Consider the following 14610-nt stretch of genomic DNA (forward strand, 5'->3'; position numbering starts at 1 on the left):
GTCGGGGCGCTCAGCGCCCTCTTCCCGCGCCTCAAGCCCGGCGACGCGCGAGCTGCTCCGCCGCCGGGGAGAGGCGGCTACAAGCCGGCGTCACGGCTGCAGCGCGTTCGACAGCGTTCGCGACGTCGTCGGCGTTGATGGCGGCGTGACCTGGAATTCCTTCAGGCTGGCGATGACGCGTCGGTGCACGTCGATCTCGCGCCGGGCATTCTCGAAGGCGACGGCCATCTTCTCGCGTCGCTGAGCCTGCACGGTGTCGAGCTGAGCCGCGGCGGTGGCCTGCTGGGCCCTCGCTTCGGCGAGTCGGCTCTGCGCCGCCGGCAGAGCGGCGTTGCTGGCATTCTTCACTGCGGTCTCGGCCGCCTGGGTCTCGCCCTTGCGCTGTTCGAGCGCCTTGACCGCCGCGTCTTCGACACCCTTCTGCTTTCCGTCCTCTGCAGCGGCGTCGGCACGGATCGCCTCCAGGTTCGCCGCGACGCTGGCCCGCATCGCATCGATCCGTTGCGCGTTGAGCGTCGACGTCTGGGTCGATCCGAGGCGGCCCCGCGCGAACTGGCTGGCCAGCTCGAGACCCGCAGCGCCACCGCCGGTGCCCACGTCCTTCGCGACGCGGATACCGGCCGCGATACCCGCCATCGTCAGGTCGCGGTAGGCGCCCAGCAGCTTTTCGGCATCGTTGTCGAACGACTTCAGGTTCCAGTTGCCGATGTCGTCCTTGATCACGGCCATCCTCACTTCCCCCTGGCCGCTGGCGTGCACGTCATTGATCCGCGTCCAGTAATGGTCGGAGAAGAGCCGTTTGGCGAGGCGCACGCGAGCCTGCGGGGACAAGCGCTCCGGTCCCTCGCTCAGCGTGTCGGGTTGCGACGCCTGGTACCAGTCGTACAGATGCAGGAAGTCGCTCGGACCGGCTTCCTTCAGATGGTCGCTCAAGGACAACGCGTTGCCGGCCACGTTGCGGTCGAGCTGCTTGTCGATCGCGACGGTGCGCGCCGAGATCTGGTTCGCCAGCTCCGAGGTCAGGTTCACGTAGTTGACGATCATCGTCCGCACCGCCGGGTTCGCGGTGATGTGGCCGATCTGCGCCTCGCTCCAGTAGAACGCCTCGATCTTCAGCTGTGTCGAGAGGCGGCTGGCGTCCATCACGGCGAGCTTGAGAGTCTGGCCCGCCTCGCCAATATTGTTGATCTGAGGCTGTGATGCCGCAGCCGCGGCAGCCGTCGCCATCGCCATCGCGGCGGCCTCCGCCGCAGCGCGCGGTTCGCCGGCAGCCCGCGCCTTCTGGTACTCGAGGATCACAGCGGCAGCCCCGCTCAGTTCCTTCAATCGCGCGCGGAGAGGATCTTCATCACGCTTCGGATCTGTCGGGAAGAGACGCACCTTGCTGCGGATGCTCTCGGCGCGTGCGGCCATGTCGCAGACCTGCAGGCGGTCGATGCCGTCGACGCTGGCGCCGACGAAGGCCTGCTTGCAATTTCCCATGGCATTCGCGTCGCGCGCGAACCGTTCAAGCAGAAGGTCCGCCTGGTCGAAGACCGCTGCCAGCTCGCCCAGCTGGACCGTCTTACCGCTGCCGAGCGCGCCCTTGTACACATCGACCTCGACGTGCATCGAAGCTGCCGTCGACAGCGCGCCCGTCGACTGGCAGCCGGACAGCCCGAGCAGCGTCGTCACGACGCCTGCAAGGGCCCCTGCGGCCGTCCGCGGACGGCGCGCGTCGTCATGGGTCGTGTTCATTTCGCCTCCTTGCGCAGCGCGTCGATGACGGCCTGGAGCCGTCCGGCGCCGGTTTCCGGCTTCGAGAGGTCGTAGCGGTCGAGTTCCCGTTCGGCGCGCGTGAGGCGAAGCTCCTCCCGCGTCAGCGGCAGCAGGATCTCCGCCTCGATCGGCTGGTCGTTCAACACGCGGCCCGCGATCTCCTGCATCGTGCCGATCAACGGCTTGCCGCTCGATGACATCGCCATCAGCAGACGCTCGTCCTGCCGGAAGACGCGCCAGCCTTCAGGACCGAGGATCTGGAAACCTCGCGCGCCGGTGCAGGCGACTGCCGTCGATGCGGCAGATGCCGCCGTGGCGGCGGCCGTCGCAGACTTCTGCCCATTGCTGCCCTGGTCGACCCGCTGGTCGAGGGCCGCGATGCGGGCGACGATGCTCTTCTTCAGCTGGTCGCGGAACTCGTCAAAACCCGCCGCGGCCGACAACGCCGAAGACGCCACCGACGCAGGCGCAGACGCCGCAGAGGCAGCCGTCGCCACCGCTCGCTGCTCATAGCTGCGGTACACCTCGACGAGCCGTTCGATCTCGGCCAGCCGCCGTTCGCGCTGTGCGTCTTCCTGCGAATCGGACTGGCTCTTGAAATAGAACTGCCGGTTGCGTTCGTCGTAGGCGACGCTCGCGCCGAGCGGATCGATCTGCGTCGCCGGCAGGGTGCCGGCCTCGAAGTGGACCTGATTCGTCAGCGACTTCGCCTTGCCGGTCATCCGGAACCGGTAGAGCGTGTCGCTGGCCGGCGGACGCGCGGCCCCGGCGGCCGCGGTCGGCGGGCACGGGTCATAGACGCGGAAATAGTAGGTCGTGCGGAAGCGCACGTCCTCGTCTTCGTAGCGCGGATCGTTCGCGGTCTCGATCTTCATCTGCGGCGGCATAGCACAGCCGGAGGCCAGCAGCGCGGCAATGCCAATGGCGATGGCGATCGGCACGGGATGCGCGATGCCGCCACGGCGGGATCCCGGATGCGCCGGCTCGATCGCCGCTGCGATGTCCCTGGTCATGGTGCGCTCCTCCCCGGCCCCCTTCGCGGGGTCCGATGGGCGCTATGGTGGACGGGTTCGCACGGCAAGAAAAGCTGCCACGTCCACAATCCTGTTGAGAGACGGGATCAAGGCAGAAGGCGCTTGGTCTCCAGGGGTCAGGACTTGCCAGCGTCCAGCGTGCGGGTCGACGCGAGGACGTATCCTCTGCCCCAGCTTCAATGGCATCTCTGAACAATGGACCTCAGCCTTTCATTCCAGGACAACCGGACCGGCCATAACGATCTCGTCCTGTATTTCGCCGGGCAGGAGTGGATCTGCGACACCTACTATCTGGCACTCGACCTCGCCCTCCTCCCTCACCTCGAGGACGAACACAAGATCCGAGCGGTCCTCGTGCGAATTCACGAGCAATGGCTCGACGTCGTGCAAGGTCTGAAAGTGGGCGAGACCGGGTACCTGCCCTACGACTTCTCAGACCAATACTCCGCCTGGCTGCGTTGCACCGCCATGCCGAATGGGTACAGCCTGGCCCGGGGCTGGTCGACCGTGGAAGGATGGTCGTTCTCCCCTTCCGATGTCGGAGACCTGCTGCGCCACCTCGACGGCTTCCGCGTCGACGGCCCGGTGCTGGAAGTGGCTCGCGACGATCTCCTGTCTGCCATCCGCGCGTCAGCCTCGCTGGCACACCCGACATGAGCACTGATGTTCTCCAACTCGCCGACTCCGTCGTCGACGAGCCGACCTTCATCGCCTTCCTGCAAGCGATGGCCGCGGAGTGGCGTGCGTCCGAAGCGCTTGAAGCCGCCCAGTCAAACAGTCCTTACGGCCCCACCGCGCTGGGTTGGGAGAATCGCAGCTTCGGCGCGATCATCGAAGCCGCCGCCGCCTGGGCCGACGCGTCAAAGGATGGCACGCCGCTGTACCAGAAGCCGGCCAATCCATGGACGCGTGCGGCCCAGATGCTCGCCGCAGGAAAGATCTATGAATAGCGGTACAGCATGAGAGAGCCGCCAGCATGAAGACCCTCGACGAACTCATTCGCACCGACGACCCCGCCTGGCCGATGGTGTCGGCGTGGATCGCAGCCTGCCCGAACGTCTCCGTCCTTCCCACGGACCCCGCGACAGCGGACGCCGCGCTCCTCGCCTTGCAGGTCACCCTGCGCTCGCCCATGGGCGCGCTGGTCCATCACACCGGCGGCCTGCTCGTCGACCATGGGTGGCTGCGCATCCTGGGCGCCGGCGGCCCGCGGATGCAGCGCTCGCTGCCCGGCTGGACGAAGGACCACGCGCCGTTCGACGAGAACGGCCGTCCCGGCTTCCTGCTCATCGCCGACGACGTGATGGGCGGCTATTTCGCCCTGAACGGCGGCGGCCTCGGACCGGACCTCGGCCACGTCCTGTACTTCGCGCCCCAGTCGCTGGAATGGGAGGACTTCGCCACGAGCTACAGCGACTTCCTGACCTGGGCGCTCTCCGCCGACATGTCGAGCTTCTATCAGTCGCTCCGCTGGCCCGGATGGGAGCGCGACATCGCGGCCGTCTCGGGGGACCAGGCGCTCTCGGTTCTCCCCTTCCTCTGGCTTGACGGCATTCCCTTGGCCGAGCGCACGCGCCGCCCGATTTCAGTGAGCGAGAAATACCAGCTCACCATGGATGTCGTCTGGCAGATCAGCAATCGCTGAAGGCAGGGCGAAGGACGGCAGCCGCCTTCCCCCACAATCCGCCCCGACAACACTTCAGGGACTCGCTCATGATGGAATGGATCCGCTGGCATTTCAGCAAACCCACCACGGCCGACGTGTTGAAGCACGTCGTCAGGCGCCTGCACGATGCCGGTGCCACCCAGGTGAGCTTCAAGGACGAATCGCCCGAAGTCACCTTCTCGCTCAACGGCACGCAGATGCACTCGAATCTGACGCATCTGATGAGCGACCTCCTCCGCGTCAAGGGCGCCCGCGCGCGTGACGCCGAGGTCCGTCGCTACGTGGACGGCGTGATGCTCCGTCCGATGTCCAAGGACCTCCCTGAACAGGCGGAGGATTACGCCAGCGTCCGCGCCCGCCTGATCCCCCTGCTGCGCACGCATGCCGACATGGGCAAGAACGCGCTCAACGCCGCCAACAGCCTCAGCCGGGCCAAGGACGCGCCGCGCGAGGCGAGCGACATGCCGTATCGCGCCCTCGTCGGCGACTACGTCGCGATCCTCGGCCTGGACACGCCGGAGAGCACCGCCCGCGTCGCGCAGGGCATGCTCGACAGATGGGGCGTGAGCTTCGACGACGCCTTCGACGACGCGCTCCAGAACCTGCGCGGACTTCCGGAGAACGACGGCTGGCAGCAGGTCGCGCCCGGACTCTGGCAAGGGGCGTGGAACGACTCCTACGAATCGTCGCGGCTCTTCCTGCCGGACGTGATCTACCGCTCCGGCGTGGCGCATCCCGTCGTGATGGTGCCGCTGCGGCACGTGCTGTTCGCGACGGATGCGAACGACATCGCCGGCCTGGCGCTGATGGCCGCCGCGTGCCGGCGGATGCAGCAGGAGCACACCCGCTGGCTGTCCTGCCGGCCGCTGCAGCTCGTCGACCGCGAGTGGCAGCCCTTCACGCCGCCCGAGCCGCTGCGCGATCAGTTCCAGGCACTGATCGCCGTCGAGGACTCGGAGGACTACACCACGCAGAAGAACCTGCTGGAGCAGCAGCATGCGCAGGATCCGGCGGCCCCCTTCGTGGGCTCGATCCAGTTGCTGCAGTTCAAGGACAGCGATCGGGTGGTGAGCTACTCGGTCTGGTCGGACGGCGTGGACACGCTGCTGCCGCACACCGACCTGGTGGCCTTCGCCTCGCAGGAGAAGCCGGACCAGACGGTGATCGTCGCCTGGGCGGATGCGGTGCGCATCGCCGGGCATCACATGCAGCGCGTCGACGGCCTGCATCCGCGCGTGCGCGTGAGCGTCTTCCCGACCGAGGATGAACAGGCGCAGTTGAGAGCGGTGCAGGCGCTCTGAGTGCCCGGCATGACGCAAGGGACCCCGGTTTCCATCCACATCCTCGGCCAGGACAGAACCCGGCAACTCCGCGACTGGACCCTCTGGTGGGACGATCAGCATTCAGTCTTGAAGCTGACCTGCCACTTCCACTCCGGCAAGTCGTTTCACAGCCCGCTCAGCGATTGCCGCGTGACGCCGACGCGGGAACTCGGCAAGTCATTGCTGACGAAGAATGGCAGTGCCGTCGTCACCGCCATCGACAGCGCCGTGATCTACGGCGAGAAGTACGCCGTCGTCCACTACCCGGACAACCCCAAGCCCTATGTGCGGAAGCTGGACGGCGACATCGAGTTCATCCCGCAGACCGCGATGAAGGACGGAGCGGTCTTCCAGTATTTCGCTGACGTGGCAGTCGCACGAGAGGAGCAAGCCCCCTCGGCGCTGCAAAAAAAGATCGCCGCCAACGTTGTGCGTCAGCTGGGGAGTGCGCTGCCCCACCCGGGCTCTGCCTTGCAGGCCTATTGCACGAGGCAACTCACGTCACGGTCGCCGGCACCCGCGCTGATCTACCCCTTTGGCGTGAACGCCAGCCAGCTCGCGGCGGTCGAGCGCGCCTTCAGCTCGCAAATCAGCCTGATCGAAGGACCGCCGGGCACAGGCAAGACGCAGACGATCCTGAACATCGTCGCCAACGCCCTGCTGCAAGGGAAAACAGTCGCGGTGCTGTCCAACAACAACGCGGCCGTCGAGAACGTCTACGAGAAGCTGACCAAGTCGGGACTGGACTATCTGGTCGCCCGCCTGGGAAGCCTGGAGCACCGGGAGAAGTTCTTCGCCAGCCTGCCCGCCGTGCCGTCGGAGCTGCCCGAGGTCCCCTCCGAGATGGCGCGCATTCAAGCGGTCCTGGCACAGCTGAAGGACCTCCTGCAAGCAAAGAATCAGGAAGCGCAACTGCAGGCCGACGTGGACGAGCTGGACATCGAACGGCGTCATCTGCTGCAGTGGCAGCAGGAGAACGGGGGCCAGGACTTGCCCGCACTGGACAAGTACGGGCTGTCCGCGAGCGATACGTCGGACCTGATGGCCTACCTCTCCCACCTCGCGGAGCGGCGGATCCGGTTGCGGGACAGGATCGAGCTGCTGCTCAAGTTCCGGATCGTCCGCACCAAGCCCTTCGGCGATGCGGAACGGCGCCGCTCCTTCATCCATGCCCTGCAGCGCCATTACTACGACCAGGCATCGCGAGAGAAGACGGCGGCCCTCGCCGATTGCCGGGCAACGCTGGAGCGCGGCGACTTCGAAGCACTGCTGGCCGAGTTGACGATCGATTCCATGCGGCATCTGAAATGGCATCTCCATTCTCGGATTCAGGACACGGAGACCTTCGACGTCAAAAGCTACCAGCGTCGCTTCGACGCATTCGTGAAGCGCTTTCCCATCATCGGCAGCAGCACGCACTCCATCGTCAACTCGATCGGCGCGAACGCGCTGCTCGACTACGTCATCATCGACGAAGCCTCGCAGCAGGACATCGTGCCGGGCGTCCTCGCGCTGGGCTGCGCGAAGAATCTGGTCATCGTCGGCGACGGCCGGCAGTTGGCGCACATTCCCTCGGCGTCGGGCGTGGCGGCGCCCGCCGATGACTGGGACTGCGAACGGCATAGCCTGCTCGATTCGTGCCTCGCCGTCTTCAAGGAAGCGCTGCCCCGCACCCTGCTGAAGGAGCACTACCGCTGCCACCCGAGGATCATCCAGTTCTGCAACCAGCAGTTCTACGACAACGCGCTGATCCCAATGACGCGGTCGGACGACAGCGATGCCTTGCGCCTGGTGGTCACGGCCAAGGGCAATCACGCGCGCGGGCGCGGGAACCTGCGGGAGCTGGAATCCCTGGTCAAGACGCTCGACGGTGCGGAGGAAGGCCTCTGGGAAGGCGAGGACGGCCGCGGTTTCATCGCGCCTTTCCGTGCGCAGGTGGTGCTCTCCGCGACACATCTGCCGGCCGATTTCATCAGGGACACCGTCCACAAGTTCCAGGGCCGCGAGTGCGAGGAGATCGTCTTTTCCACGGTGCTGGACAAGAAGCGCAGCAGTCAGGCGCTGCTGGACTTCGTGGACGACCCGCGCATGGTCAACGTGGCCGTGTCCAGAGCCAAGCGCCGCTTCACCCTGGTGACCGGGGACGAGGTCTTTGCCGCCCACAACGGACCGATCGCCGCCCTGGCGCGCTACGTCGCCTACTACGCCGACGACGCGCAGATCCATCGCGCGCCCGTGGTCTCGGCCTTCGACCTGCTGTACCAGGAGTTCGACCAGTCCCTGGCCCGGCTCGAAGCCCGGCTGCGACCTGCCGACTCACGCTACAAGTCCGAACAGATCCTGGCGCAGGTGCTGCGGGAGGCGCTGTCGGAAGGATCCGGCCGGGCGCTGACCTTCCACACCCAGGTCGCGCTGGATCAGGTGGCGTCCTCCGCCAACCCCGCGTTGACCGAGCGGGAGCGCGCGTTCATGGCGCACCGCGCCAGCTGCGACTTCGTGGTCTATTTCAAGGTGGGAAAGACGCCGCTGGGCGTGATCGAAGTGGATGGCGCTGCTCATGACACGCCCGTGCAATCCGAGCGGGATACGCTGAAAAACAGCATCCTGCACAAGAGCGGGATTCCACTGCTTCGCCTTCGCACCGTCGAGAGCGGCATCAAGGAAAGAGTCACGGCCTTTCTGGCACAGTGGATGCGCAGCGCATCAAGCACATGAAGAACCACTGACCATGTCCCTTTTCACCACCGCTCATCGTCGCCGCGCCCTGCTCGTCGCACTCGTCGGCATGGCCCTGCTCGGCTGCGCGAAACCCCGCGTCGCCGGCGAAGGCAGAAGAGATCCCACCAAGGGGTATGTCCTGCTCCAGGCCTCTTCGAGCTTTCCGAATGCGCTGATGTCCATCAAGTCGAACGGGTTCGAGATGAATGCTCCCATCCTCGTCTTCGTCCCGCCGGCAGGGGTCCGCCTGCTGGAAGTGAACCCGGGCTCGTACTCGGTCGGCGGCTTCGCGCGGGGCATGAACACCGCGCTGGCGTCGTCAAACAGCTTCAACGTGACGCGAGGACGCGTGACTTACATCGGCGATCACCACCTCAGCCAGCCTGATCGCGACGTCGTCCGCTGGGATGCCTCGAGCGATCTGGCCGGCGCCCTGACGGCGCTTCCCCGGAACGCGGCTGCCGAGATCGAGGGACTGCCCATCGACACCGAATTGGTGTCGCCTCCCGCAGCGCCACGCCGCTGAGGAGCAGGAGGGAAGCCTTCGGCTTGCACGACCGGCAAGCGTCAGAGGGCGCAGGCGAGCGACTGCCTATAGCTCCCGCGCCATCCGCTTCGCCAGCGCCGCAATGGCCCGCTCATCGCGCCGGTAGTACGACCACCTGCCCGCCCGCTTGACGGTGACCAGACCGACGCTCGCCAGGTCGGCGAGGTACTTCGAGGTCGTCGAGAACGCCAACCCCTGCCCTTCCTGGATCGACGACACGCAGACACCGTCGACCAGCGGGTCGCCTTCGTCCTGGGGCGGAAAGCTCCCGGGTGTCTTGAGCTTGCGCAGGATCTCCAGGCGCTGCGCGTTGGCCAGCACTTCGAGCACGCGGAGCAAGGGCACTTCTTCGGACATGGGCGGAAGCTTGCGTTGAAGCGGCCAGTGTACGGGCGGCTCGCTTGACGCGTGGCGCGCGCGGCGAATACCAGCGGGCGCCCGTCCGCGCAAGGCCTGACCCATCACCATCGCCGTCAAGAGGGTCGAAGTCCATCGCCTCAACGTATCGATGATTTGCGATATGACAATGGCGTCGTTCCGCAGAAATCGGCGGAGCGAGACAGACCCCAACTTTTGCGAGTCCCCATGAAAGCCATTGTCCTGACCGCCTTCGGCGGCATCGAGAACCTGCAACTGCAGGAGGTCCCCGTGCCCGCGGTCGAAGCGGGTGAACTGCTCGTGCGCGTCGTCGCCACGTCCGTCAATCCGCTCGACTATCAGATCCGCCGCGGCGACTACCCGGCGTACGTGCCGCTGCCGGCGATCATCGGACACGACGTGTCCGGCGTGGTCGAACGCGTGGGCGCGGGCGTGCACGACTTCAAGCCCGGCGACGAGGTCTTCTACACGCCGAAGATCTTCGGCCCCAAGGGCGGCAGCTATGCCGAATTCAACGTCGTCCCGCAGGAGCTGGTGACGCACAAGCCGCGCAACCTGACGCATGGCGAGGCGGCATCCATGACGCTGGTCGGCGGCACCGCCTGGGAGGCGCTGGTCACGCGGGCCCGCCTGCAGCCCGCCGAGACCGTCCTGATCCACGGCGGCGCGGGCGGCGTCGGCTCCATCGCCGTTCAGCTCGCCAAGGTGATGGGCGCCCGGGTGCTGACCACGTGCAGCGCCCGGCAGGTCGAGTTCGTCCGTTCCCTCGGCGCCGACGAAGCGATCGACTACGAGTCCGGCGACTACGTCGACCACGTGCGCGAGCTGACCGGCGCGCGCGGCGTGAACGTCGTCCTGGACACCATCGGCGGCGACACGCTCGAGCGCTCGCCGCACGTGCTGGCGGACGGAGGGCGCGTCGTGTCGATCGTCGACATCGCGACGCCTCAGAACCTCGTGGCGGCCTGGGGCGTCAACGCGGAGTACCACTTCGTCTTCACGCGGCAGAACCGCGGCAAGCTGCTCGCGCTCAAGGACCTGCTGGAACGCGAGCGCATCCGGCCGGTCATCGGGGCGACCTTCCCGCTTGCCGAGATCGGCGCGGCGCACACCGCGCTCGAACAGCGCCGGCACGGCGGTGGACCGCTGCTCGGCAAGGTCGTCATCGACGTGAGCTGACGACCCTGCCGGCCCCGGGAAGGGGCAGCGCCGGCGATTCAGCGGGTCGCGGCCCTCAGCAAGCGCGGCGACGACAGGGACTGGATGCCCGACAGGCCGGTTGGGATCGGGAACACCACCAGTCGCTGGTTGCCGACCCAGAACAGCGTGTCGCCCAGGGGGCTGATCACGAAGGCGCCGCGCACGTCGCAGCCGTAGGGTGCCTGTGCGCCGCAGTCCAGCGCCTGCGTCGTGATCGCGATCTGCCCGACCTTCACCAGCGCCGAGGTGCCCGGTTGCACCCGGGCGGTGTCGTACACGTCGATGTGGTCGGCCACGTTGCTGTTGAGGCTGACCGTGACCATCCGGTACAGCCGCGTGCCGTCGGGCGAAAGCACGGCGTTGGTACCGACGGCCGAGGTGATCTTCGCGGTGCCGAGCAGGCTGAAGGTCGAGCCGTCGTAGAGCGATTCGTCGTCGATGAGCACCTTGCTGCCGGTCTCGTCGTAAGCGACGCTGCGATAGGGGCCTGGCAGGTTCGCCGGCGAGCTGATCGCCGCGGTCGCGGTCGTGTAGAGGTAGCTCGGCAACCTCGGCGACAGCATCGGCGGGTTCTCCACGAAGAGCTTAGAACCGTCGCCCGAGGCGTAGAACACCGGCGAGTACAGGTCGAAGTTGGGGCCGGTGACCTGCTGGCTGCCGAAGCTGCCGCTGCGCATGTCGAAGTAGCCCAGCCTCGACCATTGACTGCCGCCAAACCAGATGCGCAAGTCGTTGGTGACCGCCGAGCCACGCGTGAAGAACAGCGAGGGCGACACGGACACCCCCACGTTGGACGGCACCGTGTGGGTCCTCTTCACCTGCAGGGTGTCCGGATCGACCGCGAGCAGCGTGCCAGTGCCCGAGCCGACGTACAGCGCCTGCCTGTCCGGGGACATCGCCAGGTCGCCGATGGACGCCACCGGCAGGCCGTCGACCAGCCATTGGCCGCTGGCATAGCGGTAGCGCACCAGCGTGTTCTGGGTGAAGTTGACGGCATACAGCGCGTTGCGCGTCGGGTCGAACAGCGCCGAGCGCTTCTCGCCGGCGTTGAGCGCTGTGCCCGCCGGCAGTGCCGCCGAGGTTGCCGCGCCGAGGGTGCCGCTCCAGGCCGGGATGCCCGCGGCGTTCGTGACGGATACCGTCGCACGGCCTGCGGTCATCGCCGGGATGTTCAGGACGGCTTCGCGATCCGAGGTCACGCTGCCGGTGATGCCCGTGGCGCCAGTCACGCTGATGCGGCCGATGCCGGACAGCTGGGACAGTCCCCGCCCGATCACACGCACGGTGGCGGCCCGTCCCGCGACGATCGTCGCGGGCGAGGTCACATGGATCTCGGGCAGGCGCTTGTTCAGCGTGATCGGCAGGACGGTGTCGGTCAGGCCCGCGGCGCGGATCGTCACGCGGGCGGAGGCGGAACTCCAGTTGGCGATGCCGTCCAGGCGCGTGAGGTCGGCGTGGTACCGCAGCGCGCCGGCACCGGCCCCGCTGCCGGCGGCCGTGTCCACGACCAGCCAGGGCTGGTCGCTGCTGGCCGTCCATGCGCGTCCCTGACCGCCCTGGAAGGCCACATCGGCGGCGCCCGCGAGCGTGGTGGCCTCGGCCGTCAGGTCGAGCTGACCGGCCGCGGGGGCGACAAGACCTGACCCCACCGTGAAGGTCACCGGAATGGTCATGGTGGGCGAATTACCCAGGCCGGCGACCTGCAAGCGCACCGTGCCCTGGTAGCTGCCCGACGCGAGGGAGGCGGCCGTCGCCGCGACGGCGATGCCGCCCGTCGACGTGCGCGTCGCCGTGAGCCATCCCGAGCCGGTGGTCACGCTGGTCGAGACGGCGAGACGGCTGTCGGTGTCGGCCGGCGTGATGACGACCGGCTTCGTGTCGGCGGCGACGCCCTCGAAGCCGCTGAAGGCCAGCGTCGAGCGGTCGACGGAGAACATCGCGTAGCGGTAGGGGATGGACTGCGACCAGACGACGCGACCGCAGGCTGCGTCCGAGCACAGGCGGAAGAGCAGGCTGCCGCTGCCCTGCCCCGCCGTGGCGGTGTTCAACCGCGTCACCGTGACCGTCGCGCTCGTGTTGCCGGTGGGTGTGAAGGAGGCGGAGAACTCCGACGGCCGATCGGGAACGACCTCGCCGTAGTAGGTCCCCGAGCCGTTGAGCAGCGTGAAGTTCACGCTCTGCGGCGCCATCGTGCCGCCGGCGAAGCCGGCAAAGTCGAGGCTGGACCGGTCGCTGCTGACCTTCACCTCGGCGTCGTCACCGCCGCCGCCGCCGCCACCGCAGGACGCCAGCACCAATGCGCAGCACATCATCGCCACGCGAATCCCGATTGCCTTCACGGACACTCCTCCCTCGTCGTCGTTCACTCTCTGCAGATCACCGCGACGCTCATTGCGTCGTCGGCGTCCTCATTCAATGCCGCTGTCCCATCGCGCCCGCCATTGCCAGGCAGGTCGGACCCGGGCGGCGTGCGGCAATCGCGCATTTCATCGCCATGCCGTCCACCCGCGCGCGGACTGCGCACTGTAAGCGAGTCGGCGGCCGTCGGACCGAGCCCGCACCTGCGCGGGTGTGTCGAGGCGGCACTGCTGTCGCACCGATGGCACACTGCGTCGCCCCACCTCCATCCACCTCGTCGTCGAGTTCATCGCCAAGGTCCGCCGCCCAGGCCATTGAGAACTGCCCATGCTGAATATCGAGCCTGTCTTCAGTGACGCCTTGACCTCCCTCGTGGAGGGCGGCGACCATCTCGAGGCGGCGCCACTCGCGGCGACGGTCTACCTGATGCAGCGGGATGTGATCAATCAGTACAGGTACGCGCTGGAGCACTATCTGACGGTCGAGCTGACGGCCCCCTTCCTCCAGAATTCGTCCCTGGGCACACCGTCCCAGAAGTGGGCGAAGTTCACCAATGACGACTTCCATCGGCTCGCGTTCCACGTCCAGAACCTGGTGCGTTACACGGCACGCCTGCTGTGCGACACCTCGTCGGCGAAGCTCCACGCGGAAGGCGAGTTTGCAAAGTCGAAGGACGCCAGCAGCAAGTACATCCCGCTGCTCGTCAAACTGACGGGGTCGGAGATCGGAATCGGCTTTCGTGTTGAGGGGCCGAATTCTTTGAAGGTCAGCTCGCTCGAACTGGACGACGCGCTCATGGCCATCGACCCGCGCGAACAAACCTACGCATGGAGAGACGACGGGGAACGGCGAGGCGTCCTCAGTCAGCTGGTGCGTTCGGGTGAAGAGGAACTGGCGAACCTGTGGAAGAGCCACGAAGCGTACGCGGCGGCATGCCAGACGTTCTATGGGACGCACCCGACCATCGCGCCGTTCGATTCCCTTCATCCCTCCTACTGCGTCTAGCGTGCTTCGGGCAGGCAGGACATGGCCGGCTCATGGACCATGGACACCCGCCCGTCGAGGGTCAGGACTTGTCAGCTTGTTATCCTTGCCCGCACGATGATCCAACGTCCCTCCCGCTCTCGCGGCAACGCGCAGCCGCCGTCGCGCGACGACCGTTCCGTCGTCAAGCCCATGCCGAAGCGCTTCCAGCCTTCGACCTGGCTGATCGGCACGTGGCGATCGGACAAGGAAAAGACCATTCGTCGCTGGAACCGGGGAGCGCCCAGCCCCTCGGACAGTGGCCGTCGGGAATTCGTGGAGGATGGACTGGGAAGGACCGTCAACCGCTACACCGGGAAGCGTTGGCACCACACCTACGACGGCTCAGGCTTCTGCCTCCCCTATCGAGTGGTTTGGCAGAACTGGTTGTCGCTGTTCATCGTGTACACCAACGGACGTTCCGAATCCGGGGAGCTCATCCACTTCGTCTCGAAGTCGACCTTCTATTTGCTGAGGAGCGGCCATGCCGAGTTCTTCACCAAGGACGACGGACCGCCACCATGATCTGCCAGTTGCCACTCCAACAATCCCCCTTGAATTCGAAGCGCTGTCCCACCTGCGGCGCCGTTGCCGTCGAGAAGCTCA

The 14610-nt window shown here is 66.8% G+C and carries 13 protein-coding genes; 9 read left to right on the plus strand and 4 right to left on the minus strand.

Annotation, left to right across the window (positions count from 1 at the left end; translation table 11 throughout):
* Nucleotides 1-90: 90 nt before the first annotated feature.
* The gene (locus AC07OZ_RS05650; protein WP_495466173.1) at nt 91-1737 is read right to left on the minus strand and encodes a hypothetical protein; all 1647 of its coding nucleotides are present in this window, start codon (nt 1735-1737) and stop codon (nt 91-93) included.
* The gene (locus AC07OZ_RS05655) at nt 1734-2771 is read right to left on the minus strand and encodes a hypothetical protein (protein WP_495466174.1); all 1038 of its coding nucleotides are present in this window, start codon (nt 2769-2771) and stop codon (nt 1734-1736) included. Before AC07OZ_RS05655 ends, AC07OZ_RS05650 begins: the two co-directional genes overlap by 4 nt.
* Before the next feature lie 216 nt (nt 2772-2987).
* Here AC07OZ_RS05655 and AC07OZ_RS05660 point away from each other — a divergent pair, with 216 nt between their 5' ends.
* The 6 genes from AC07OZ_RS05660 (at nt 2988) to AC07OZ_RS05685 (ending at nt 9024) form a co-directional block, all read left to right on the plus strand.
* Nucleotides 2988-3449: a hypothetical protein gene (locus tag AC07OZ_RS05660; protein ID WP_495466175.1), complete on the plus strand. Its 462-nt coding sequence runs from the start codon at nt 2988-2990 to the stop codon at nt 3447-3449.
* Complete coding sequence (locus AC07OZ_RS05665) at nt 3446-3742, plus strand: DUF7660 family protein (protein WP_495466176.1); 297 nt, start codon at nt 3446-3448, stop codon at nt 3740-3742. Before AC07OZ_RS05660 ends, AC07OZ_RS05665 begins: the two co-directional genes overlap by 4 nt.
* A 26-nt stretch (nt 3743-3768) precedes the next feature.
* Nucleotides 3769-4437, plus strand: a complete 669-nt coding sequence (locus AC07OZ_RS05670) for a DUF2625 family protein (RefSeq protein ID WP_495466177.1) — start codon at nt 3769-3771, stop codon at nt 4435-4437.
* Between the two features lie 68 nt (nt 4438-4505).
* Nucleotides 4506-5759 carry a DUF1444 domain-containing protein gene (locus tag AC07OZ_RS05675; protein ID WP_495466178.1) on the plus strand — a complete coding sequence of 418 codons (1254 nt, stop codon included), beginning with the start codon at nt 4506-4508 and terminating at the stop codon, nt 5757-5759.
* Nucleotides 5760-5768: 9 nt separating this feature from the next.
* On the plus strand, nt 5769-8495 hold the full coding sequence (locus AC07OZ_RS05680; protein WP_495466179.1) for an AAA domain-containing protein: 2727 nt from the start codon (nt 5769-5771) through the stop codon (nt 8493-8495).
* A 13-nt stretch (nt 8496-8508) separates the two neighbouring features.
* Nucleotides 8509-9024 (plus strand): hypothetical protein, encoded by a 516-nt coding sequence (locus AC07OZ_RS05685; RefSeq protein ID WP_495466180.1) that lies wholly within the window; start codon nt 8509-8511, stop codon nt 9022-9024.
* A 66-nt stretch (nt 9025-9090) separates the two neighbouring features.
* On the opposite strand, the gene AC07OZ_RS05690 is transcribed toward AC07OZ_RS05685, so the two are convergent.
* On the minus strand, nt 9091-9402 hold the full coding sequence (locus AC07OZ_RS05690) for an ArsR/SmtB family transcription factor (RefSeq protein WP_377154525.1): 312 nt from the start codon (nt 9400-9402) through the stop codon (nt 9091-9093).
* A gap of 228 nt (nt 9403-9630) precedes the next feature.
* Between AC07OZ_RS05690 and AC07OZ_RS05695 the strand changes: the two genes are divergently transcribed.
* The gene (locus tag AC07OZ_RS05695) at nt 9631-10602 is read left to right on the plus strand and encodes a zinc-dependent alcohol dehydrogenase family protein (RefSeq protein WP_495466181.1); all 972 of its coding nucleotides are present in this window, start codon (nt 9631-9633) and stop codon (nt 10600-10602) included.
* A gap of 38 nt (nt 10603-10640) precedes the next feature.
* On the opposite strand, the gene AC07OZ_RS05700 is transcribed toward AC07OZ_RS05695, so the two are convergent.
* The gene (locus AC07OZ_RS05700) at nt 10641-12962 is read right to left on the minus strand and encodes an NHL repeat-containing protein (protein ID WP_495466182.1); all 2322 of its coding nucleotides are present in this window, start codon (nt 12960-12962) and stop codon (nt 10641-10643) included.
* Between the two features lie 346 nt (nt 12963-13308).
* Between AC07OZ_RS05700 and AC07OZ_RS05705 the strand changes: the two genes are divergently transcribed.
* On the plus strand, nt 13309-13986 hold the full coding sequence (locus AC07OZ_RS05705; RefSeq protein ID WP_495466183.1) for a hypothetical protein: 678 nt from the start codon (nt 13309-13311) through the stop codon (nt 13984-13986).
* Between the two features lie 39 nt (nt 13987-14025).
* The gene (locus AC07OZ_RS05710; protein ID WP_495466184.1) at nt 14026-14529 is read left to right on the plus strand and encodes a hypothetical protein; all 504 of its coding nucleotides are present in this window, start codon (nt 14026-14028) and stop codon (nt 14527-14529) included.
* The last annotated feature ends 81 nt before the right edge of the window (nt 14530-14610 follow it).

Source organism: Roseateles sp. GW821-FHT09G03 (assembly GCF_059416045.1).

What these genes read in the sequence shown, in the direction of transcription:
- AC07OZ_RS05710 (WP_495466184.1), top strand. Translation starts at nt 14,026, where the DNA reads ATGGACACCCGCCCGTCGAGGGTCAGGACTTGTCAGCTTGTTATCCTT.
- AC07OZ_RS05650 (WP_495466173.1), bottom strand. Translation starts at nt 1,737, where the DNA reads ATGAACACGACCCATGACGACGCGCGCCGTCCGCGGACGGCCGCAGGG.
- AC07OZ_RS05685 (WP_495466180.1), top strand. Translation starts at nt 8,509, where the DNA reads ATGTCCCTTTTCACCACCGCTCATCGTCGCCGCGCCCTGCTCGTCGCA.
- AC07OZ_RS05705 (WP_495466183.1), top strand. Translation starts at nt 13,309, where the DNA reads ATGCTGAATATCGAGCCTGTCTTCAGTGACGCCTTGACCTCCCTCGTG.
- AC07OZ_RS05675 (WP_495466178.1), top strand. Translation starts at nt 4,506, where the DNA reads ATGATGGAATGGATCCGCTGGCATTTCAGCAAACCCACCACGGCCGAC.
- AC07OZ_RS05690 (WP_377154525.1), bottom strand. Translation starts at nt 9,402, where the DNA reads ATGTCCGAAGAAGTGCCCTTGCTCCGCGTGCTCGAAGTGCTGGCCAAC.
- AC07OZ_RS05665 (WP_495466176.1), top strand. Translation starts at nt 3,446, where the DNA reads ATGAGCACTGATGTTCTCCAACTCGCCGACTCCGTCGTCGACGAGCCG.
- AC07OZ_RS05655 (WP_495466174.1), bottom strand. Translation starts at nt 2,771, where the DNA reads ATGACCAGGGACATCGCAGCGGCGATCGAGCCGGCGCATCCGGGATCC.
- AC07OZ_RS05695 (WP_495466181.1), top strand. Translation starts at nt 9,631, where the DNA reads ATGAAAGCCATTGTCCTGACCGCCTTCGGCGGCATCGAGAACCTGCAA.
- AC07OZ_RS05660 (WP_495466175.1), top strand. Translation starts at nt 2,988, where the DNA reads ATGGACCTCAGCCTTTCATTCCAGGACAACCGGACCGGCCATAACGAT.
- AC07OZ_RS05680 (WP_495466179.1), top strand. Translation starts at nt 5,769, where the DNA reads ATGACGCAAGGGACCCCGGTTTCCATCCACATCCTCGGCCAGGACAGA.
- AC07OZ_RS05670 (WP_495466177.1), top strand. Translation starts at nt 3,769, where the DNA reads ATGAAGACCCTCGACGAACTCATTCGCACCGACGACCCCGCCTGGCCG.